Origin of the sequence: Paraburkholderia sediminicola (assembly GCF_902859805.1) — a bacterium.
Classification (GTDB): domain Bacteria; phylum Pseudomonadota; class Gammaproteobacteria; order Burkholderiales; family Burkholderiaceae; genus Paraburkholderia; species Paraburkholderia sediminicola.
In genome coordinates this window covers 157464-179276 of the sequence record NZ_CADIKC010000005.1, presented here as the reverse complement: position 1 = coordinate 179276, position 21813 = coordinate 157464, and the positions used below count along the sequence as shown (strand labels likewise).

21 protein-coding genes are annotated in these 21813 nt (G+C 62.0%); 5 read left to right on the top strand and 16 right to left on the bottom strand.

Annotated elements, in window-relative coordinates:
- Positions 1 to 162: 162 nt before the first annotated feature.
- The gene (locus tag R8871_RS19495) at positions 163 to 831 is read right to left on the bottom strand and encodes a hypothetical protein (RefSeq protein ID WP_175051947.1); all 669 of its coding nucleotides are present in this window, start codon (positions 829 to 831) and stop codon (positions 163 to 165) included.
- 173 nt (positions 832 to 1004) lie between these two features.
- Between R8871_RS19495 and R8871_RS19490 the strand changes: the two genes are divergently transcribed.
- Positions 1005 to 1535 carry a TlpA disulfide reductase family protein gene (locus tag R8871_RS19490; protein ID WP_175051946.1) on the top strand — a complete coding sequence of 177 codons (531 nt, stop codon included), beginning with the start codon at positions 1005 to 1007 and terminating at the stop codon, positions 1533 to 1535.
- 112 nt (positions 1536 to 1647) lie between these two features.
- Here the strand turns inward: R8871_RS19490 and R8871_RS19485 are convergent, their stop codons facing one another.
- The 8 genes from R8871_RS19485 to ugpQ all read right to left on the bottom strand — a co-directional run bounded on the left by R8871_RS19485 (position 1648) and on the right by ugpQ (position 11822).
- The gene (locus R8871_RS19485; RefSeq protein ID WP_175051945.1) at positions 1648 to 3000 is read right to left on the bottom strand and encodes a sigma-54-dependent transcriptional regulator; all 1353 of its coding nucleotides are present in this window, start codon (positions 2998 to 3000) and stop codon (positions 1648 to 1650) included.
- Between the two features lie 16 nt (positions 3001 to 3016).
- Entirely contained in the window at positions 3017 to 5017 is a 2001-nt protein-coding gene (locus tag R8871_RS19480; RefSeq protein WP_175051944.1) for a sensor histidine kinase, read from the bottom strand.
- Between the two features lie 64 nt (positions 5018 to 5081).
- The gene (locus tag R8871_RS19475; protein ID WP_175051943.1) at positions 5082 to 6362 is read right to left on the bottom strand and encodes a dicarboxylate/amino acid:cation symporter; all 1281 of its coding nucleotides are present in this window, start codon (positions 6360 to 6362) and stop codon (positions 5082 to 5084) included.
- Between the two features lie 445 nt (positions 6363 to 6807).
- Positions 6808 to 7878, bottom strand: coding sequence for an ABC transporter ATP-binding protein (locus tag R8871_RS19470; RefSeq protein ID WP_175051942.1), 1071 nt, complete (start codon positions 7876 to 7878; stop codon positions 6808 to 6810).
- Between the two features lie 45 nt (positions 7879 to 7923).
- Entirely contained in the window at positions 7924 to 8715 is a 792-nt protein-coding gene (locus R8871_RS19465; RefSeq protein ID WP_054035688.1) for an ABC transporter permease, read from the bottom strand.
- Positions 8712 to 9650 (bottom strand): ABC transporter permease, encoded by a 939-nt coding sequence (locus tag R8871_RS19460; RefSeq protein WP_217468905.1) that lies wholly within the window; start codon positions 9648 to 9650, stop codon positions 8712 to 8714. Before R8871_RS19460 ends, R8871_RS19465 begins: the two co-directional genes overlap by 4 nt.
- A gap of 157 nt (positions 9651 to 9807) precedes the next feature.
- On the bottom strand, positions 9808 to 10920 hold the full coding sequence (locus R8871_RS19455; RefSeq protein ID WP_175051941.1) for an ABC transporter substrate-binding protein: 1113 nt from the start codon (positions 10918 to 10920) through the stop codon (positions 9808 to 9810).
- A gap of 116 nt (positions 10921 to 11036) precedes the next feature.
- Complete coding sequence (gene ugpQ, locus R8871_RS19450) at positions 11037 to 11822, bottom strand: glycerophosphodiester phosphodiesterase (protein WP_175051940.1); 786 nt, start codon at positions 11820 to 11822, stop codon at positions 11037 to 11039.
- A gap of 554 nt (positions 11823 to 12376) precedes the next feature.
- On the opposite strand from ugpQ, the gene R8871_RS19445 reads away from it, so the two are divergent.
- Positions 12377 to 13147: a DeoR/GlpR family DNA-binding transcription regulator gene (locus R8871_RS19445; RefSeq protein WP_093645621.1), complete on the top strand. Its 771-nt coding sequence runs from the start codon at positions 12377 to 12379 to the stop codon at positions 13145 to 13147.
- A gap of 68 nt (positions 13148 to 13215) precedes the next feature.
- On the opposite strand, the gene R8871_RS19440 is transcribed toward R8871_RS19445, so the two are convergent.
- Positions 13216 to 14883 carry a Na/Pi cotransporter family protein gene (locus R8871_RS19440; protein ID WP_175051939.1) on the bottom strand — a complete coding sequence of 556 codons (1668 nt, stop codon included), beginning with the start codon at positions 14881 to 14883 and terminating at the stop codon, positions 13216 to 13218.
- 225 nt (positions 14884 to 15108) lie between these two features.
- On the opposite strand from R8871_RS19440, the gene R8871_RS19435 reads away from it, so the two are divergent.
- Positions 15109 to 15792 carry a histidinol-phosphatase gene (locus R8871_RS19435; RefSeq protein WP_175051938.1) on the top strand — a complete coding sequence of 228 codons (684 nt, stop codon included), beginning with the start codon at positions 15109 to 15111 and terminating at the stop codon, positions 15790 to 15792.
- A gap of 27 nt (positions 15793 to 15819) precedes the next feature.
- On the opposite strand, the gene R8871_RS19430 is transcribed toward R8871_RS19435, so the two are convergent.
- Genes R8871_RS19430 through tauA form a run of 3 tightly spaced genes read right to left on the bottom strand, consistent with a single transcriptional unit; the run spans position 15820 to position 18563 of the window.
- Positions 15820 to 16689, bottom strand: a complete 870-nt coding sequence (locus tag R8871_RS19430; RefSeq protein WP_175051937.1) for an ABC transporter permease subunit — start codon at positions 16687 to 16689, stop codon at positions 15820 to 15822.
- Positions 16686 to 17498, bottom strand: a complete 813-nt coding sequence (locus R8871_RS19425; RefSeq protein ID WP_175051936.1) for a taurine ABC transporter ATP-binding protein — start codon at positions 17496 to 17498, stop codon at positions 16686 to 16688. The genes R8871_RS19430 and R8871_RS19425 overlap by 4 nt, the downstream gene beginning before the upstream one ends.
- 42 nt (positions 17499 to 17540) lie before the next feature.
- Positions 17541 to 18563, bottom strand: coding sequence for a taurine ABC transporter substrate-binding protein (gene tauA, locus R8871_RS19420; RefSeq protein WP_175051935.1), 1023 nt, complete (start codon positions 18561 to 18563; stop codon positions 17541 to 17543).
- 241 nt (positions 18564 to 18804) lie between these two features.
- On the opposite strand from tauA, the gene R8871_RS19415 reads away from it, so the two are divergent.
- Both R8871_RS19415 and R8871_RS38725 read left to right on the top strand, forming a co-directional pair.
- Positions 18805 to 19284, top strand: coding sequence for a hypothetical protein (locus tag R8871_RS19415; protein ID WP_246287626.1), 480 nt, complete (start codon positions 18805 to 18807; stop codon positions 19282 to 19284).
- Positions 19285 to 19338: 54 nt separating this feature from the next.
- The gene (locus R8871_RS38725) at positions 19339 to 19473 is read left to right on the top strand and encodes a hypothetical protein (RefSeq protein ID WP_281370241.1); all 135 of its coding nucleotides are present in this window, start codon (positions 19339 to 19341) and stop codon (positions 19471 to 19473) included.
- Positions 19474 to 19591: 118 nt separating this feature from the next.
- On the opposite strand, the gene lipA is transcribed toward R8871_RS38725, so the two are convergent.
- The 3 genes from lipA to R8871_RS19400 form a co-directional block, all read right to left on the bottom strand.
- Positions 19592 to 20599, bottom strand: a complete 1008-nt coding sequence (gene lipA / locus R8871_RS19410; RefSeq protein ID WP_054035853.1) for a lipoyl synthase — start codon at positions 20597 to 20599, stop codon at positions 19592 to 19594.
- Positions 20600 to 20612: 13 nt separating this feature from the next.
- Complete coding sequence (gene lipB / locus R8871_RS19405) at positions 20613 to 21338, bottom strand: lipoyl(octanoyl) transferase LipB (RefSeq protein WP_175051934.1); 726 nt, start codon at positions 21336 to 21338, stop codon at positions 20613 to 20615.
- Positions 21339 to 21474: 136 nt separating this feature from the next.
- The gene (locus R8871_RS19400; RefSeq protein WP_054035681.1) at positions 21475 to 21801 is read right to left on the bottom strand and encodes a DUF2917 domain-containing protein; all 327 of its coding nucleotides are present in this window, start codon (positions 21799 to 21801) and stop codon (positions 21475 to 21477) included.
- Between the last annotated feature and the right edge of the window lie 12 nt (positions 21802 to 21813).

Below are 21813 nucleotides of genomic sequence, written 5' to 3'. Positions count from 1 at the left end.
AAACCGCGAAGTTCTCAACAGAGTTATCCACAGGACCTGTGAGTAACCGGAAAACTTCAACGTAAACCGGGAATTAGCGCGCGATGCTACGAAGGAACTTTCACTATCCTCTACAGACTTACCGCGCGCCGGGTCGACCAGAAAACATGCCGCTTTAAACGTTCAATAGAGCTGGAACGACGAAAAAAACTGGTCGACCTGCTCCTGCTGCACTGGCTTGGAGGCAATGATCGCGGCCTGATACACATGCCGGCCACGCGCGACCAGCCGCGCATAGACGGTGCGCGTCTCGTGTTGCGAACCAGCCTCGCCGCTCAGTTTCATTTCCAGCCCCAGCACCTTGCCGCCCGCAGCCAACGGGATTTGCACCGCGTGCGCGTCCGGCGCGGCGCCGACGTTACGGGCGAGGCCGGTGCGCAGGAATTCGAGGGCGGCACGCTGCGTCGCTTCGTCATCGCTCGGCAGCATCACCGTGCCGACCGCGAACACGGCGTCGCCGGCTTCGGCGGTTTGCATCGCCATCTGCATCGGCTTGCCGTCGATCTGAACCGCACGCTGATCGTTGTCCGGCTTGGCCGGCAAGTCGACCGTGTAGCCGTTGTCGTTATTCATGATGGTGCGCCAGTCGAAAGTCGGCGAACACGCTGCCAACGCGCCGCCCAACGCCAGCGTGCAGGCCACCGTGCCGAGAACTGCTCGCGCTCGCTGAAAGGGGGAAGCGGCGCCGGCCGGGCGGCCGTCTGCCCGGGGGGCGCGATGGGAAAGGCTAACGGGACGGCCAAACGGGATGATCGAGACTCGGGCGAGGAAGCGAAAAGCAGTTCGGAGCATGGGGACAGAAGATCGGACTGACAGGAACGTAAAGTCCTATTATCGCCTCCCGGGCCGCCCGCTGCCGCGTTGCCGGAATGGGGCTACAATAGCGACGCCAAGCAATACCGGATTTAACAGTCCGAATCCACGTACTGTTCCGCGCGTTCTGCGCGACTCTCGAGGTTCCGTTCATGAGCTCCACCCCGTCCACCGCCACACGGCGCGCGAATCCGCTTCGCACCATCATCATCGCCGTCGTGGCCATCGCGATTGCGACCGCCGGCTATTTCGCGTTCGCCGGCCAGCAGCGCGTGCCCGATGCAACCTTCACATTGCTGTCGGGCCAGAAAGTCTCGACTGCCGATCTGAAAGGCAAGGTCTACCTGGTCAACTTCTGGGCGACCAGCTGCGACACCTGCATGAAGGAAATGCCGCAGATGGTCCAGACCTATAACCGCTTCAAGGGCAAAGGGCTCGAATTCGTCGCCGTCGCAATGAACTACGACGCGCCGATGTACGTGGCCAACTACACGCAAACCCGCCAGTTGCCGTTCAAAGTTGCCATGGACGACGGCTCGGCCGCCAAGCAGTTCGGCAACGTGCAGCTCACGCCGACGACCTTCCTGGTCGACAAAGACGGCAAGATTCTGAAGCGCTATGTCGGCGAACCGCAATTCGCGGAACTTGACCAGTTGCTGGAAAAGGCGCTGAACGCGGCCTGATCGTTGCCTGATTGCTGCCTGATCACCCACGAAAAGCCTGAAGTAAAACACCCAGATTCAAACACGCCGGCGGGGAGGCTGCACCGCCTCGCCGGCGCGGCGCATCAAATCCTCACCGCTCCCCTTCCCCTTTGGCCGCAAGCCCATATCGCTTGATCTTCTCGTAGAGCGTCGCCTTTCCGAGCTGCAGCTTATCTGCCGCGACCGCCACTACGCCGCCGGCCTGCTCCAACGCCTCCGCGATCACCGCCCGTTCGAATTGCTCAACACGTTCCTTCAAGGGTTGCGTCGCGACACTGTCGTCGGCGAATGACATGACCGGATCGTCGGCGACGCCGAGCACGAAACGGTCGGCGGCATTGCGCAGTTCGCGCACATTGCCCGGCCAGTCCCGTTGCATCAGGCTGGCACGCTGCCGGTCGGTGAGAATCGGCGCAGGGCGCTGATACCGCACGGCCGCATCCAGCAGGAAGTGTTCGAAGAGCGGCACGATGTCCTCGCGACGCTCACCCAAAGGCGGCAGCGCAATCGTCACCACGTTCAGCCGGTACAGCAAATCGCGACGGAACGAGCCGTCCGAGACATGCTCCGCCATATCGCCCTTCGCCGCAGCCACCACGCGGCAATTCACGCGAATCGGCTGATTCGAGCCGAGCCGCTCCAGCACGCCGTCCTGCAACACGCGCAGGAGCTTGACCTGCAACGCGAGCGGCATGCTCTCGATTTCATCGAGAAACAGTGTGCCGCCCGAAGCATGTTCGAGCTTGCCGATCCGGCGTTTCGCCGCGCCGGTGAATGCGCCCGGTTCGTAGCCGAACATTTCCGACTCGAACATCGGCTCCGGCAATGCGCCGCAGTTCACCGCGATAAACGGTTTGTCGCGCCGCGGCGATAGTTCGTGCAGACTGCGCGCGATCAACTCCTTGCCTGCGCCGGTGTCGCCGTTGATCAGCACCGAGGCGTCGGTCGGCGCGATATTCGCGATCAGCCGCCGCACCTGCTCGATCGCCGGACTACGGCCGATGATGCGCGGCGCGACCGTGTTCTGCCCGGCCAGCTCACGGCGCAGCGCAAGGTTCTCGAGAACCAGCTTGCGACGCTCCAGCGCACGTCGCACGGTCTCAATCAGACGTTCGGATGCGAAGGGCTTTTCGATGAAGTCATACGCGCCGTCACGCATCGCCTGCACGGCCATCGAAATATCGCCATGGCCGGTCACCAGAATCACCGGCACGTCGGGCGCGCGCTCGTGGCACTGCGCAAGCAGTTCGAGTCCACTCGCGCCAGGCAAGCGAATATCGCTGACGATCACCCCGGAGAAATCCGCACTGATCATCTTCGCTGCGGATTCCGCCGACGCATGGCCGATCACCTCGAAGCCCGCCAGTTGCAAACTCTGGACGCTGGCGCGCCGCACCAGTTCGTCGTCTTCGACATACAGCACCCGCAGGCCGTCGTTCAGCATGTTGTTCTCGTCTGATTCAGGAACCCGTGGTGAGCGGGTCCGATGTGTGGCTCGTCTGCACGCGCGCGCGGCGCAGCGCCAATACGAATAATGCACCGCCGTCCGGCGCATTGCGCGCCACCAATGTGCCACCGCAATCGCGCGCAATCGATGACGAAATCGCGAGGCCGAGCCCCAGCCCCTGGCCCATTTCCTTCGTGGTGAAGAACGGCTCGAACAGACGCGGCAGCACGTCGTCGGGAATGCCTGGGCCGTTGTCATGCACAGCGAACGATACGCTCGACTCAGTGGTTTCGATCTCGATCGAAATGCGCGGCGGCGTCAACCCCGCCGTTGCGTCGAGCGCGTTGCCGAGCAGATTGATCAACACCTGTTCGAGCCGCAGATCGTCGCAATTGGCGACCAGATCGGCGGGATCGTCGGCGAGATTCAGCGGCGTGCGCACGCCGGTGCCGGCATCGAGCAAGGCGAACTCGATTTCGACGCCGTGCAGGCGCTTTTGCAGCAGCGCGATGACGTTGCGCAACGCCCGCATCACCGGCGCACGCGCACTACGAGGCCGCGCGCGACCGACAAACAACTTCAACTGATTGGTGATCTTGCCCATGCGCTCGGTGAGCGCTGCGATCGCTTCGAGATTTTCGAACGCCGAAGCCTGGTCGCCGCGTTCGAGCAGCACGCGTGTGTTGTCCGAGAAACCGCGCAGCGCCGCAAGCGGTTGATTCAACTCATGCGTGATGCCCGCCGCCATCTGACCCAGCGCGGCGAGCTTACTGGCCTGAATCAGTTCGTCGTGCGCCGCGCGCAGTTCCTGTTCGGCGCGCGTTCGCTCGGCGACTTCCTTCTGCAACTGCTCGTTCGCCTGCGAGAGATCCGCGGTGCGTTCCGCCACTCGCCGGTTCAGTTCAGCGTAGGCCTTTTGCAGCAGCGAACGGCTGCGCATCACTTCGCGCACCCGCGCGCGGCGCATTCTCCAGTAGAACGCGAGTAGCACCAGCGACACGTAGCCGAAACCCGTCACGATGGTCGCCTTGCGGGCGTCGGCGTCGACTGGACCGACGGGAGACATCGTGATCAGATGCCAGTCCGGCTCGCCCATGCCGCGCCGTGACGCGAGATAGCGCGGCGCATAGCGGCCACCGCCGATGCGCACAATCTGCGCATTGCCTTCGAGCGTGCGCTCGATCGTCACCGGCAGCGGCGCGATCGGCTGCTGCGCATACTGGCGCGCCTGGTAGATCGAATCGGCGACTTGCCCCGACAACGGCCGGATCGTGTGATATTTCCATGCCGGCATCGACGACAGAAAAATCACGCCGTGGTCGTCGGTGACAACCAGAGGTTCAGAGGCATCCGCGCCCTGAAACCATTCGAGATCGAGTTTGACGACGGCCACGCCGACGATCTTGCCGTCACGCCGCACAGGCTGCGAGATGTAGTAACCGGGCGCCTGGGAAATCGTGCCGATACCGAAGAAGCGGCCCACGCCGCCCTTCACCGCATCGAGGAAATACGGCCGGAATTGATAGCCCGCGCCGATGAAGCTGCCCGGCCCGTGCCAGTTGCTCGCGGCGACGCAATAGCCGTCGAGCGGAATGATGTAGGTGACCGTTGCCCGCGCGTGGCGGTTGAGGTCTTCGAGATAGAGATTGGCGCGTTCGACGTTGGCAGGGCTGGGATCGACCAGCACGTCTTGCACAATGGGATGTTCGGCCAGCAGATAAGGCAGCGATTCGTAGCGCTCGAGCGTGCTTTTCAGCGCGCTGGTCGTGCGATCGACCCGCACCGCGGCGTTGCGCCGCAAATTGTCGATCCCGCTCTGCCACGCGATGGTGTACGTCAGCCCGCACGCCACCACGAGCCCGGCGACGAGCGCGAAGAGGATCAGCAGGCGGCGCGTCACGTTGGCAATATCCGATCGGTAAGGATCAGATATTGTGGCATAAGGCGCCGCGCCGTCGGCGTAAGCTTCGTCGGCCGACGGCGCGGGGTCCCGGGTCGCGGTCGCCGTTTTCATAGGTGGGCGTCCGCGGCCAAAGTCGTGCTCGTGACGGTTGCCTGGCTTGCCTGGCTTACCTGGCTTAAGCCTCGGCCGGCTCTTTGACCGTCACGTCACCCCGCAACGCGGCGTTCAGCTTGTTGCGGTCCAGTTCCTTTTCCCATGCCGACACCACCACCGTCGCCACGCCGTTGCCGACGATGTTCGTCAGCGCGCGGCATTCGCTCATGAAGCGGTCGATACCGAGAATCAGCACCATGCCCGACAGCGGAATGGTCGGCACCACGGCGAGCGTGGCGGCCAGCGTGATGAACCCTGCGCCCGTCACACCGCTCGCGCCCTTCGACGTCAGCATTGTCACCGCCAGCAGCGTGAGCTGCTGCGTCCACGTGAGGTCCGTGTTGGTGGCCTGCGCGATGAACAGCACGGCCATCGTCATGTAGATGTTGGTGCCGTCGAGGTTGAACGAGTAACCGGTCGGCACCACGAGGCCCACCACCGAGCGCGAGCAGCCGAGCTTTTCGAGCTTCAGCATCAATTGCGGCAACGCGGCTTCCGACGAGCTCGTGCCGAGCACGATCAGCATCTCTTCCTTGATGTAGCCGACAAAGCGGAAGATGTTGAAGCCCACCGCACGCGCGATGATGCCGAGCACGACCACCACGAACACGATCGAAGTCAGATAGAACGTGCCGATCAGCTTGAGCATCGGCAGCAGCGAGCCGATGCCGTACTTGCCGATGGTGAACGCCATCGCACCGAACGCGCCGATCGGCGCCAGCTTCGTGATGATGCGCACGACGCCGAACAACACATGCGAGAGCCCGTCGATAAAATTGGTGACGACCTTGCCCTTCTCACCGGCCGTGGCCAGCACAGCACCGAACAACAGCGCGATCAGCAGGATCTGCAGGATTTCGCCCTGTGCGAACGCGGACACGAGCGTGTCCGGAATGATGTGCATCAGGAAGTCGACCGTAGTCTGGCCGTGCGCCTTCGCGGCATACGAAGCGACTGCCTTGCCGTCGAGCGTAGCCGGATCGATGTTGAAGCCGACGCCCGGCTTCAACACGTGCGTCGCGATCAGGCCGAGCACCAGCGCGAAGCTCGAGACGATTTCGAAGTACAGCAGCGCCTTGCCGCCGACGCGCCCTACCTTCTTCATGTCTTCCATACCGGCGATACCAGTCACCACCGTACAGAAGATGATCGGCCCGATCACCATCTTGATCAGCTTGATGAAGCCGTCGCCGAGCGGCTTCATGTCGACGGCGAAGTCCGGCGAGAAATGGCCGAGCGCGATGCCGATGATGATCGCCACGATCACCTGGACGTACAGCACTTTGTGGATAGGTTTCTTCACGATGTTTCCTGCGATATGGGTGAGCTCAAGGCCTGCCACGCTGCGCATCATGCGAACGAAAATTCGTCACGCCTGTGCACGGCATTAGGCCGCGACAAGACGACGAATTCAGAAATACCGGGAGGGGAAATCAGACATCGTTGTCTCCTTGCTTTAGTTGTCGGACCGTTGCGGCCGCGGTTTCTAAATTGCAAGGTCGATGCCAGCTTGACGCAAAGCGAATCGCTTTGATTTTTATAGGTTTTTTGGCGTGTTACGGCATCCGCCGTCCGGGATTCCGGAAATCCGGACGAGGGGCGTCGGGGAATCCGGAATCCGCACAGGCCACAATTCAGGGAAAACCCGGAGAACCTTTAGGGCTGCGGCTTTCGCCCGATTCAGCCGCAACCGCCTGGTCTCTCCGCGGGGTTTTCGCCCATGTCAGACACTGCTTGCTGTTCGGCTTCTATGCACCACCCTCTTCCAGCACCAGCAAGTTCTCGTGCGAGAAACCCAGCGATACCGGTTGACCCCGTTCGGGCAAACCGCGATTCGGGTCGTTGAACACATCGAGTGAAATCACCGCGTCTTTCACGCGCGTTCTGATGCGCACCACCGCGCCGAGGAAATTCACTTCTTCGACGGTCGCGTTCAGCGTGTTGCGGCCCGGCGCGGCCGGTTCCAGCACAATGGCTTCGGGGCGCAGCGCGAGCATGCGCTTCTTGCCTGCGTCGTCAGCCGGCAGTTCTTGCGTGGTGGTCAGCTCCTGACCGTCGACGGCCATCTTGCCCGTTTTCGGATCGATCACATGCCCCGCCAGAATGTTCAGCGTGCCGACGAACGACGCAACGAAGCGCGTGCGCGGATAGTTGTAGATCTCCGAAGGCGTGCCGACCTGTTCGACACGCCCCTCGTTCATCACGACGATTCGGTCAGAAATGGACAGCGCCTCTTCCTGATCGTGCGTCACGAAAATGGACGTGATGCCCAACTCGCGCTGCAACGCCCGGATGTCTTGCCGCAACGAAATGCGGATCTTCGCGTCGAGCGCCGACAGCGGTTCGTCGAGCAACAGCACCTGCGGCTTGCTGGCGAGCGCGCGCGCCAACGCCACGCGCTGCTGCTGGCCACCCGACAACTGCCACGGATAGCGTTCGCCGAGATGCGGCAACTTGATCAGTTGCAGCATCTCCTCAACGCGCTTCTTGATCTCCGCCTGCGGACGGTGCGTGATCTTCAGCCCGAAGCCGATGTTGTCGGCCACCGTCATGTTCGGAAACAGCGCGTACGACTGAAATACCATGCCGACCTTGCGCTGCCGCGTGCGCAGATGCGTCACGTCCTTGTTATCCAGCCGGATGATGCCGCGCGTCGGTGTTTCGAAGCCGGCGATCATCCGCAACACCGTGGTCTTGCCGCAACCGGACGGGCCAAGAAACGTGATGAATTCGCCGCGCTCGATCTTCATGTCGAAGTGATGCAGCGCCGTGTTCGCCCCGAAGGACTTATGCAGATTTTCGATCTCAAGGAATGCCATGATTCGCTGCCTTAGTCGGACACATGAGTCCGTCAAATGAGTCCGTCAAACTTTCTGGCCGCTAAGCGCGCGGGCCGAGCCGAATACCTGAATCAAACCCATCGACGCCCACGTGATCACGAACGCGATGATCGCAAGCGCCGACGGTTCGTACGCGCGGTTCGCGCCAATCAATTGCAGATACGGGCCAAACGCGGGGCGGTCGAGCAGACTCGCCAGCGTGAATTCGCCGATCACCACGGCAAAGGTGAGAAACGCGCCGGACAGAATGCCCGAGCGAATGTTCGGGAAGATCACCTTGAACAGAATCGTCGGCCAGTTCGCCCCGAGACATTCCGCAGCCTCGGTCAGCGAGCGCACGTCGACCGCACGCAGACCGGCGTCGACCGCGCGATACATGTACGGCAGCGAGAGCGTCACGTAACCGAACACCAGCAACAGGTCGGTCGCGCGTTCGTTGGCCGTGAGCGGCAGAATCGAACTGCTGTTGTAGATACGCAGATAACCGAACACGATCACGATCGCCGGCACTACCAGCGGCAACAGCGTGATGAATTCGACGACCGGCCGCAGCTTCGGCAAGCGCAACTGCACGTAGTACGCGGTCGGCACCACCAGCAATACGCCAACAATGATCGTCAGCACCGCCATCAGGATCGAATACCCGAACGAGGCCTGAAAGCGTGGATCGCTCAGCACGACGCTATACGCTTCGAAGCTGTACACGCCGCGCTTCATGCGCAGGCTGAATTCGAAGGTGGCGAGCAACGGAATCAGAAAGTACAGTGAACCGACGATCATCGCGGTCCACGCACCCACACGCGACTGGCTTTTCATCGACGGCCCCTTTCAGCGCGCGAACGCAGCCAGATGTAGCCGCCATTCGACAGGCCCGTCACGAGCACCATGCCGAGCGCGAGCGCGTAGCCGAGGTTCTGGTTGTGCATCACGTCGCCGCGAATCTGCGCGTACAGCAGGATCGTAACGATGTTCAGCGAACTGCCGGTCAGTGCATAAGCCGTGGCGACCGCGCCGAACGAATTGGCGAACAGCAGCAGCGTCGCGCCAAGCACGCTCGGCCACAATACCGGCAACGCTACGTGGCGCCAGTATTGGAAGGCCGTGCCGCCGAGGCAGTCACAGGCTTCGCGCCACTCGCGCTTCAGACCGTCGAGCGCGGGCGTGACGATCAGCACCATCAAAGGAATCTGGAAGTACAGGTAAGTCAGCGTCAACCCGGAGAAGCTCAGGACGCTGAAGCCCGTCGAGTACAGATTGAAGCCGAGATATTTTTTCAGCAATACGGTCACGAGACCGACGCGCCCGAGCGTACAGATGAAGGCAAATGCGAGCGGCACGCCGGCAAAATTCGAGGCGACGCCGGAGAACGTCATCAGCGTAGGACGAATCCAGCCCGGCAATTTGCCTTGCACCGCAGCCCACGCGAGCAGCGAACCGATCAACGCGCCGCCAAACGCAGAAGCTGCGCTCACCTTGAAGCTGATCCAGTAGGCGTCCAGCACCGTGGGCTGGAGCAGGTCGCGAAAGTTGCCGAGCGTGAAGTGGCCTTGCGGATCCTGAAATGCGCCGACCATCAGAAAGCCGGTCGGCAGAATCAGGAACAGCAGTGCGAAGGTGAAAAACGGCACCACGCCGATCCAGGCGAGAAACTGCGACGCGCGGCCCGGACCGTTGACGCGAGGCGTTGGCGTGGGCACAGGCGGAACCAGCAATTCCGGCTGCACCGATCCAGCATCCGATGAAGCGCTCATAACTCACCCTTAGGCAATCTGGCTAACGCGTGGCGCGCCGCTCTCGTGGAGCGGCACGCTACCTTTGAAACTACGCGTTGCGGTTAGAAGCGGCGGCGTGTGCAGCCTGCGATTGCTCGCTGCTGCATGGCCGCCGCAACCGCGTGCGCCGCGGCGATTACTTGACGTTCGCGCCGACCGTTTCGTCCCAGTGCTTCGTGATGGTGTCCTTGTAGGCGTCCTGTTGGGACAGCGTCGGGAACACCACGTTCTTGTAAGACGACGGCGGCGGCAGCTTGTCGAGCAGCGCTTGCGGGACCTTCTTCTGCGCCACGAGTTCGTTATAGCGCATCGGGTGGCAATAGCCGGTCAGCCAGCCGATCTGGCCTTCGTCGGAGTACAGGTATTCCATCCACAGCTTGGCGGCATTCGGATGCGGCGCGTAGGCGCTGATCGCCTGAACGTACACACCGGCAACCACGCCCGTCTTCGGAATCACCACTTGTACCTTCGGATTGCCCTTCAGCGTGTCGCGGTCAGCCAGCGCGTTGTAGTCCCAACGCACGACGATCGGCGTGGTGCCCTGCGCGAGCGATGCGGCCTTGCCGATCACCGGCACAAAGTTGCCGTTCTTGTTCAGGTCGGCGAAATACTTGAGGCCGGCCTTGTCGGCCTTGCTCACGTCGCCCTTGCTTTGCGACAGACCTGCTGCGAACACGGCCTGGATCGCCTGATTGGCCGTGCGCGGGTCGCCAGCTAGCGAGACGGCGTTCTTATAGTCTGACTTGAGCAGATCGCTCCAGTCGGACGGCGCCTTGTCGATCATGTCGGCGTTCACTTCAAACGACAGCACGCCGTAGTAATCGCCATACCAGTAACCGTCAGCATCTTTCGAATCTTTCGGAATCGAGTTCCACGACGCGACCTTGTACGGCTGCAGCAAACCTTCGGCCTTCGCGGTCGGACCGAACGACAGACCCACGTCGATCACGTCAGGTGCTTGCGGACCCTTGTTGCCCTTGTTCGCCTTGATGGCTTCGACTTCGTCGCCCGAACCCGCATCCGGATTCAGCTCGTTGATCTTGATGCCGTACTTCTTCTGGAAGCCGGCCACCAGTTGACCGTAGTTGCACCAGTCGTGCGGCAACGCGATCACGGTGAGTTGGCCTTCCTGCTTGGCGGCTGCGACCAATGCGTCGAGCGGCGCGGCCGAGGCGCTGCTCACGCCGGCTGCGGCGACACCCGCAGCGGCCGACATCGAAAATAAACGAGCTAACGCGGTGCGCTTCATAGTTATCCCCATCCTCTGCCGAAATTGCTACGTTTGGAAAATTTCTAATTTCTAGCTCTATGGGCGCACACCTGTGCAAGCTCGCACTCGCGCACCCGCGCCATGCTCAGTCCGGTTCAGTCTGGATTCGCCGGCGCCGAAAACATGTCGTGTTCCAGTCTATCGATGCGATCTGTACAAATCATGTCGACGCCCCATTGCGCCAGCACCTGCGCACGCTCGGGCTCGTTCACCGTGTAGGCCAGCACGCGCAATCCGGCCGCCTTGATCTCGGCGACCAGCGGCTCGCTCAGGTACCGGTGGCTCGCATGCAGCGACACGCAGTCCAGCTCCCGCACGATGCGCAGCCAGTCAGCCGGCACCTCTTCGAACAGCATGCCGCGCCGCAGCGAGGGCGCCGCATCGCGCGCAGCAGCAAGCGCCTCGAACGAAAACGATGACAGCAGCGGCGGCGTTTGCCCTTGCCACAAAGTCAGTGCACCGCTTGCGACCAGGCGCCCGGTGATGTCGTCGCGCCCTGCGCAGGGTTTGATTTCGATGTTGGCGGCAATGCCATCTTGTGCGCAACGTGCAGCGGCCTCGGCGAGCGTCGGCAGATGCGTGCCGGCGAACTGCGGCCCGAACCAGGCGCCAGCATCAAGCGCGGCCAGCTGGTTCCACGTGTGTTCAGCAGCGGCGCCATGACCGTTGGTGGTGCGTTCCAGTGTGTCGTCGTGCAACAGAAAGAGCTGATTGTCGGCGGAGAGTTTGGCGTCGAACTCGACCATGCGGTAGCCGTAACGCACACATGCGTCGAAACCGGCCAGCGTGTTCTCCGGCGCCAGCGTGCCGCCGCAGCGATGCGCAACCAGCCTCGGATACGGCCAGTCTGCGGATAAGGTGCGATCAATCCCGTTTCCCACGTCTCGTTACCTTCCAGATAGAGCGGGTTAAATATGCTCTCGACACGTTCCCAGCTGCCACCGCCGTCAGCCACAATTGCGTCATGCAGTCTTTACGCGCGAGCCCCGGGCGTAGTATCGCGCCAATGGACGACGCTGCGATAGCTGGCCGCACGTCCAATGCCGCGCCCGGCTACAGCCCTGCAATCCTATTGTCAGGATGCCGAACCGTGCGGTTTCCCCGCAGCACCGTATACAGTAGCGAATGGTCCAGACGGCAGATCCCAAGATCCATTATGGCGACGACATGTGTCTAACAAATTGCCAGAAAACGCCGCGAAATGCTCGAAATCGGACATTTCAATTCCTTTTCGAACATTTGATGTTCGAAATATGCGCCGCGCTTCGATCTGCGAAGGCTAAGGTGAAATACACAAACTTGCAAGCTGCCAAAAAAATACAACACAATTCGACTAAAGTAGTACGCTTGTAATTGTCCGGACACACATCCGTGTCCACGATGACACTATTAAAACAAGCCCTGTGAACGCGCGTTCGCATCCAAGGAAAAATGCATGTGGCAGGAAGACCGTCATCAGAGAATTCGCGCATTGCTGTCTACGCTTCAGCGCGTATCGACCGAACGGATCATGGCGGACCTCGGGGTGTCACGCGAAACGGTGCGGCGCGATCTGCTCGACCTGGAGGCGCTCGGTGAATTGCGGCGCGTGCATGGCGGCGCGATCAAACCCGCCGACGAGGCGCCGATCGCCGAGCGCGCCCACACGCGCGTCAAATCCAAAACGGCAATTGCCAAGGCGGCCATCGGTTTGATCGCGAGCGGCCAGACACTGTTCATCGACGCGGGCACCACCACCGCAGCGCTCGCTGAAGAGCTGGCGAAACTGGCGAACCTGACGATTGTTACCAACTCCATCGACGTCGCGCTGAAAATGCGTGGCGCCGTGGATCAAACGGAAACGGCCAACGAAGTGATTCTGCTCGGCGGCTCGATCAGTGATCGGGCAATGGCGACCACCGGCGCGACCACCGTGCTCGACATCCAGCGCTATCGTGCGGACATGGCCTTGCTCTCGCCGGTCGGCATCGATCACCGGCATGGCGCGACCAACTACGATCACGCTGAAACCGAAGTGGCGCGCGCCATGGTCGCCAACGCGGACCGCGTGGTGATCCTTGCCGACTACAGCAAGATTGGTCAGCGCAGCCGGATTTCGTACTGTCCGGTCGATCGGATCGATGTGCTGGTCACCAACAAAAAGGCGGCCGAAGCCGCCGACTTTGCATCGCTGAAAAAGAAGCTGGAAGAGATCGTTCTGGCTTAGGGCGCCGGTGCGTTCGGCGCTCCGCGCGAACGCCTCAGGGAGCGCGGCAAGCGCGCCGCGCAAGCCGCTTATTCCTTCACATGCATCGTGTCGAGCACGCGCTTGCGCAAGCGCGTGTCGCGCAGCGCGCCGGCTGCTTCGAGTACCGGATAGGCCGTCGAACAGAACAGCGAATTGAGCCGCTTCATGTCGCTGATCAGATCCAGATGCAACGCGCTGGTCTCGATGCTGCGCAAGGTTTGTCCGGCGAGCCTGTCCAGATGTTTGTATGAATACGCGCGCTCCAGATCGCGAAAGCGCTCTTTCTCGGCCAGCAGCCGCTCGGCGCACCGCAGATCGTTATTCAGAAATACCGAGAGGCCAAGCTGCAGATTGCTGACGAGCCGTGCCTGCAAGTCGTCCAGTTCGCCCAGCCCCTCCTCCGAAAACGACAGCCGGTGCGCGATCTTCTTTTCCTCGATATCGCCGACGATTCGCTCGATGATGTCGCCCGCGTGCTCCAGGTTAATCGTCAACGAAATGATGTCAGTCCAGCGGCGGCTATCGGCTTCGTCGAGTTGCTCGCGGGAGATCAGCGTCAGATAGCTTTTGACCGCGGCGTAAAGCTGGTCGACGTCGTCGTCCATCCGGATCGTTTCGCGCGCCTTGTCGAGGCTGTTTTCGTGGATCAGGCCCGCAACGTTATCGAGCATGGTGCGCACGATGTCGCCAATACGCAGCACCTCGCGTGCGGCGTTCGCGAGTGCGAGCGTGGGGGTGGAAAGTGCAGCGGCATCCAGATGCAGCGGCCGCAGTTCGCCGTTGGGCTGTGGCCGGTCCGGCAACACCCGCGTGCAGATGCGCGCCACCGGATCAATCAGTGAGAGGCATGCGCAGCAACGCAGCGTGTTATAGATCACATGAAAGCCGACCACCGCTTCGCGTGGATTCGCGATCAGCGCCGGCAGGCCGCGTGCAAGCAGCGGCGCGAACGGCAGGATCAGCAGCGCGCCGGCCAGCTTGAACGCCAGGCTACCCAGGGCCAGACGCCGCGCCGCCGCATTCTGCGCGAGCGTGCCCATCAGCGCCAGCAAACCGCTGCCGAGATTCGCGCCGATCACGAGACACAACGCCACCTTCAGTGAGATCACGCCGGACGAGGCAAGCGTTGCTGTCAGCAGAACCGCCGCGAGACTCGAATAGGACAACATGGCAAATGCTGCGCCGACCAGCGCGTCGAGCATGGTGTCGCCGGTCAGCGCGCCGAACATCACGCGTACGCCGGCGCCTTGCATCATCGGCTGCGCGGCTTCGACGATCAGGTGCAGCGCCAGCAGGATCAAGCCAAGCCCGATCAGCGTACGGCCAACCTGGCCCGTGCGGGTTTGCTTGCGCGACAAAAAGAGCGGCACGCCGAACAGAATCAGGATCGGCGACAACCATGTCAGATCGAGTGTCAGCAGCCGCGCCATCAGTGCGGTACCGACGTCGGCGCCAAGCATGATCGCAAGGCCGCTCGTGAGTGGCAGGAGACCTTGCGCGGCGAACGACGTGACGATCACCGCCGTTGCATTGCTGCTCTGCACGAGGCTTGTGACGCCGACGCCTGAAAGGAAGGCACGCCAGCGGCTACTGGTGCTGCGCCCGAGGACACTGCGCAGATCGGCGCCGAGCACGCGCAGGATCCCGGTACGCACGATGTGCGAGCCCCACACGAGGAGCGCCACACCAGCCAGAAGGTTAAGGAGAATCAACATAAGGCACTGCGCATCCGTTCCTGCTGCCATGAGCCGAACCGCATGCCGCGTGAACCGGCACCCGGGGCGTTTATGACAGTAGTGTTGCACATTTTTGCCTTATTGTAATTTTGTGCTTTTAAATATACGCTCGTGCCGATCTGTGGATTGCTGTGTACCGGCTCATCGTCCGGCGCGCAATTCACTCGATTACTTCGTTCGCTCACTTCATCACAAGGACTCTGGATGAGCCGCAACCTTGCGCTGTTCGACCTGGACCATACGCTGCTGCCGCTCGATAGCGATCAGGCGTGGGCCCACTTCATCGCCGGATTGGGCATAGAAGGCGCTGCGCAGCACGCGGAAGAAATCGACGATTACTACCGGCAGTACGTGGCCGGCACGCTCGATATGGCTGCCTATCTGAACTACACATTGGCGCCGCTGGCTCGCCACTCACGCGAGCAGCTCGACGCGTGGCATGCGCAGTTCATGGAGAAGGTGATTGCGCCGGCGATCCTGCCGGCTGCGCGGGAACTCGTGCAACGTCATATTGAAGCGGGCGACCTGTGCTGCATCGTCACCGCCACCAACGTGTTTATTACGAGGCCGATCGGCAAGGCGCTCGGCTTTGACCATCTGCTGGGGATCGATCTCGGCACCGAAGGCGGCGATCCTTTGGCTCGCTTTACCGGAAACGCAGTCGGCGTGCCGACCTTCCGCGAAGGCAAGATCACGCGCACCGAGAGTTGGCTGGCTTCGCTCGGCCATCGTCTGCAGGATTTTCCGCAGAGCTGGTTCTACAGCGACTCAATCAACGACGTGCCTTTGCTCGAGCTCGTCACGCATCCAGTCGCCACCAATCCCGACCCGCGCCTGCGCGCCATTGCGACGGAACGCGGCTGGCCGGTGATTGAGTTGTTTGCTTGAGATTGCGTGGCCTGGCGCGGGCTGCGGCTACACACGCCCCTTCCACGGCACCAGCCGCCGCTCCAGCGCACGCATGCCGAGATCGAACAGCCACGCGATCAACCCGATCAGCACGATGCCCATGACCACCACATCGGTACGCAGAAAGCTCGACGCATTGAGCACCATCTGACCGAGGCCGGCGGTGGCCGCAACCATCTCGGCGGCAACCAGTGTGGTCCAGCCGAAGCCGATGGCAATCCGCAAGCCGGTCAGAATCTCGGGCAACGCTGCGGGCAAAACCACATATCGCACGATCTGCCCGAAGCGGCCGCCGAGCGAATACGCCGCATGAATCTGCTCGATGGTCGCACTGCGCACACCGGCACGCGCCGCCATTGCAATCGGCGCGAAACAGGCGAGATAGATCACGACGATCTTCGCCGTCTCGTCGATACCGAACCAGATCACCACCAGCGGCAGATACGCAAGCGGCGGCAACGGCCGGTAGAACTCCAGCGGCGGATCGAGCAAGCCGCGTGCAACCCGGCTTACGCCCATCAGGATTCCGACCGGCACCGCCGTGACCGCGGCCAGCGCGAAGGCGCCGAACACGCGCAGCGCACTCCATGCGAGATGCTCTGAGAGCGGCAAGCCGCCTTGAATACGGCCGTGCCAGGCGTCCAGAAAGGCGGCCCAAACCGCCTCGGGCGTCGGCAGAAAGAGCGGCGGCAGCCAGTGCAGATGCGTGGCAAGCCACCATAGCGCCGCGAGCGTCGTGACCGAGACTGCGCTCAGCACCACGGTCGGACCTTCGCCCGGCAAACGCCAACCGCGTACCGGCCGCGCTTTACGCCGCGGCGGCTCGCTTGTCTGGGTCAGGGGCACGGTGCCCAACGATTCACGTGAAGCCGTCACGACAGCACCTCTTCATGGTCCTGGTCGCGCTCAGCCCGTTCGTGCAGACGGCGCACCAGCCGTTCGCGCCATTCGATGAAATCCGGCGACGACTTCACCGCACGTGCGTCGCGTGTCTCGAGAAAACGCTGCGCGAATGGCAGGTCGTAACTCTCGGCGATACGGCCGGGTCCCGGCGTCATCACGACGAGGCGTGTCGCCAGAAATAACGCTTCTTCCACGCTATGCGTGATAAAGAACACCGTCTTGCGTGTGCGGCCCCAGACGTCGAGCACGAGTTCCTGCATCGACTCGCGTGTCATCGCGTCGAGCGCGCCCATCGGTTCGTCCATCAGCAGCACTTGCGGATCGCTTGCCAGCGCGCGTGCAATGCCCACGCGCTGCTGCATGCCGCCCGACAGCGCGTAGACCCGCGAGCGCGCATGCTTCTCGAGCCCGACCAGCGCCAGCATGTCCAGCGCGATGCGCTCGCGCTGCGCCTTCGGCACACGCTGGAAACGCAGACCGAGCGCGACATTGTCGAGCACGTCGAGCCAAGGCATCAGCGCGTATTTCTGAAACACGACACCGCGATCCGCGCCCGGTCCAAGAACGCGCTCGCCGTTCAAACGCACCTCGCCTTCGGTCGGTTGAATGAATCCGGCGATGCAGTTCAGCAAGGTCGTCTTGCCGCAACCGGATGCACCCAGCGCGACGACGAACTCACCCGGCTCGATGCGCAGATCGACGTCAGCGAGCGCGATATGCGGCGCCGCGCCGCGTGCGCCTTCGTAGGCGACGTGCAGCCCACGTATCTCAAGACCGCTCATCGTCGTGCTCCATGATGCTGATGGGTAAGCTCGCTAAAGAAGTTAATGCGCCGCACGCTGTACGAACTGCGGGTCGACGCCGGTCGAGTAATCGGCCAGCACGTTCTGAATCGTGCCCTGCGTCTTCAGGAACGCAGCAGTCGCGGCGAGCGATTTCGCCGCTCCGGATTGCGCACCGCCGCCAAGCCATGCGCTCGAAGCCTGCTGCGCCGGCGTCGGGAATGCATACAACGCGAGGCTCGCAGGCACTTCCTGCGCGGTGGCGCCGGACTCCTTCGCAACGGCCTCGACCTGCGGCGACGTCGCGGTCCAAGCCGACGTGTGATCGCGATAGCTCGCATCGGTCGCGGCCAGCACCTTCACAAAGCGCGCGACGAACTCAGCGTTCTGACTAGCAAACTTGCGGTCGACGACGAAGCCGTCGAAAGTCGCCTTACCGGTTTGCTGCGCGACCTGCCCGGATGTGATCAGCACCTTGCCGTTCTTCTTCACCTTCGCCAGTACCGGGTCCCAGATGTAAGTCGCGTCGATGTCGCCACGCTCCCACGCCGCCGCGACTTCAGGCGGGCGCAGATTGACGATCTTCACATCCGACGGATTCACGCCGGCGCTCTGCAGTGCGACCAGCGTATGAAAGTGCGAGGTCGACACGAACGGCACGCCAATTTTCTTGCCCTTCAGACCGGCGACACTGGTGACATTGGAACCGTCACGCGCGACTAGCGCTTCGGCGTCGTTGATGTTGTCCAGAATCCAGAACAGCGAAATATCGACGCCCTGCGACAGTCCGGCGGCAATCGGGCTCGACCCCGCTTCGCCGAGTTGCACCGAGCCCGAAGCCAGCGCGCGGATCACGTCGGCGCCGCTGCCGAGCTTGCGATAGGTGACCTTGTAGCCGGTGGCTTTCTCGACTTCGCCCGTGGCCTGCGCATAACGCCAAGGCACGACCATGTCCTGATACGCGATCACGACTTCTTTGGTGTCGGCGTAAGCGGCGGAAGAAAACGGCGCGGACAGCGCCAGCAGCGTAGCGAACGCAGCGAGCGGACGAAGGAAGCGGTTCATCGGGAAACCCCTTTAGCGTGTGTTGTCTGGGAGGCTTCCGACTATAGGGAGTTTGTTCGCGGACGGTTCTAATTAATCCGCGATTGCTAATGACGCTGTTCGAGCATTGCTTTTCACGCTGAGTTGGATCGGCGCGGCTGTTGCGACCGGCAGTGGATCGGTTCAAGCGGATGATGACGGCTCAGGATGCCTTTGCACAAGCTAGCCGTTCGGCGGATGGTCGTGCTTCCGCTGCGGCCGCATGATCAGCGGATTACCTTCAGTTCGTATTCCTATGGTCGATTTTCTTAGCCGCTTGAGTTGGTTGTTCTTCAATGTGGGCGTGCCTGTTTTTGCGCCGATCGCGTTGCTTCCTATGTCGAATTTTTCGCGCTACTACCGGCACGCGGCGCGAGGTATTGCGCGGCGATCCATTCAGGACGGTCAGCTTTTCTGGGTCGTCATTTCGATGTGTGCGAGCGCGTGCTACGAGATTGGTAGTGCTTTGAGCGAAGCATCGACGCACAGCACATTAGTGCTCATGTTGGCCGCACTTCTCTGGCATGTGCTCTTCATCGTCGCAGCGTCAGTCCTGGTATGCCTGGGTGCGGCTGACGCAGCGGCTCGTCCAGCGCGTCACGCAGGAGAACAGGAGCGTGATAGTTGGTTGATGTGGTTTTCGCTACTCGTAACCGCTGTCGTCGCAGTCTCCTTTTCCGCATCTCATTATTCGTTTACCTAACTAAATTCGATGCTCTGAGATATACTTTTTTCCTCAGTCTCAAGGAGATCCAACATGCCCAATTTGATCGACCGCCTCATCGAAGACCGCGCACTGCGCCATCGCTTCATCCTCTTTCTCTACCCGTTCACGATCATCGGCGGAGTGATATCCGTTACTTGCAGTCTGCTCGCGCGTCATTACCGCTAGGCAACGCCGGCAGATCACAGCGCGGAACCGCTGAACCACCCGTTCCCGCGCCCCAAAAAAACAAAGCCCGCAACACGTGCGGGCTCTGCATTTTCAAACTAGCAACACACTAAACCATTCAAACCACGCCCGCTCCATGCGCCTGCAGATCGGCGTGGTAGCTCGAGCGAACCATCGCGCCCACAGCGGCGTGCGTGAAGCCCATCTTGTAGGCTTCTTCCTCGTACATCTTGAACGTGTCCGGATGCACATACGAGCGCACCGGCAGATGGTGTTCCGACGGTTGCAGATACTGGCCGATCGTCAGCATGTCCACGTCGTGCTCGCGCAGATCGCGCATCACTTGCAAAATTTCTTCTTCGGTTTCGCCGAGGCCGACCATCAGGCCTGACTTGGTCGCGACGTCCGGATGCAGCGCCTTAAAGTCCTTCAGCAGCTTCAGCGAATGCGCGTAGTCCGAACCGGGGCGCGCTTCCTTGTAAAGACGCGGTACCGTTTCGAGGTTGTGGTTCATCACATCGGGCGGTGCGGCATTCAGAATGCCGAGCGCGCGATCCAGACGGCCGCGGAAGTCCGGTGTCAGAATTTCAATGCGTGTCTCCGGCGACAGCTCGCGCGTCTGACGGATGCATTCCACGAAGTGGGCGGCGCCGCCATCGCGAAGATCGTCACGGTCGACGCTGGTGATCACCACGTACTTCAGCTTCAGCGCAGCGATGGTGCGCGCCAGATTGCCCGGCTCATCCACGTCGAGCGGATCGGGGCGGCCGTGGCCGACATCACAGAACGGGCAGCGGCGCGTGCACTTGTCACCCATGATCATGAACGTTGCGGTGCCCTTGCCGAAGCATTCGCCGATGTTCGGGCAGCTCGCTTCTTCACACACCGTGTGCAGGTTGTGTTCGCGCAGAATCTGCTTGATCTCGGAAAAGCGCGAATTGCCAGTGGCCGCTTTGACGCGGATCCAGTCCGGCTTTTTCAGCTTTTCGATCGGGATGATCTTGATCGGAATACGGGCGGTTTTGGCTTGCGCCTTCTGCTTCGCGGTGGCGTCGTAGGCAGCGGCAGGAGCCGGCACGGCATCAGGAGCGGGGGAAGCTGCTAGGTTCGCGGTAACGTCAGTCATTCGTTCGGTCCAGTCAGGCGGTGAGAGCACCGGCCTGCGGTTGGGCGACGGCCGCGGGACTGCCGTCGAGGTTTGCGGTGAGGCGTGCTGCAAAGGTACGGGCCACGTCGTCCCAGCCGGCGGCAACGCCCAGCGTTGCCATATCGACTGTTTCGAGCCCCGCGTAGCCACATGGATTGATGGCCAGAAACGGCCGCAAGTCCATGTTCACATTCAGGCTTGCGCCGTGATAGCTGCAGCCGTTGCGGATTTTTAGACCCAGCGCGGCGATCTTGGCGCCGGCGTGCAACCCGGCGTCCGGCCCGGGCGCCACGTAGATACCGGGGGCGCCCGCCTTGCGTTCTCCGGCGAGATTATACGCCGCGAGGGTGTCGATCACGGCCTGCTCGATCCGGGTGACCATCTCGCGCACCATCAGCTTGCGTCGGCGCAGGTCCAGCAACAGGTAGGCAACCACCTGTCCGGGCCCGTGGTACGTGATCTGCCCGCCTCGATCGACTTTGACAAGCGGAATGCCGCTGTCGGCGGCCAGCAGATGCGCTGGGTCGCCGGCCTGGCCTAGCGTGAAGACGGGGGGGTGTTCGACCAGCCAGATCTCGTCGGGTGTATCGGCGGTGCGCGCATCGGTGAACGCGCGCATCGCCTCGAAACTGGCTTCGTAAGGTTCGTTGCCGAGCCAGCGCAGCGTAAGCGGCGCCGTGGCGGGCAAGGGAGACGGGGAAACCGGGGTGGTGCACATGATCCCGACAGTTTACCGAAATCTGGACATCCCCGCCGGACGCGCCCACTTCAGGACTCGGCGGCGCTTCGTTTCACCCCGAAGCGCCGGTCAACTGCAGCGCCGGTCCGCCATCGCGTCACGGCGCCGCCAGCGCTCACACCGTGCGCCAGCCCCCACGCATGCGGGCTGCCAGCCGTTCGCCCACCCGCGCGAGCCAGTTCAGCGCACGTTCATCGCAGCGTGTCGGCACTGAAAACGCGACCTTCGCATGCGTGCTGCCCTCGGCGCTCAACCACAGCCGTTCACCGCGCCGCAGCCGCAACGTGTGGCCGGGCTGCAGCCAGTAGTCCTCGGTGTCGTCGCTGCGCGTGACCCACACCGCGCCGCCGTGCACGACCAGCTTGGTGCTGCGTGCTACCTTCATAGGAATGGTTTCGCCATTGCGGATTTCAAAGGCGATACTAGAGGAAATTTCTCGCATGATGCCCTCGCC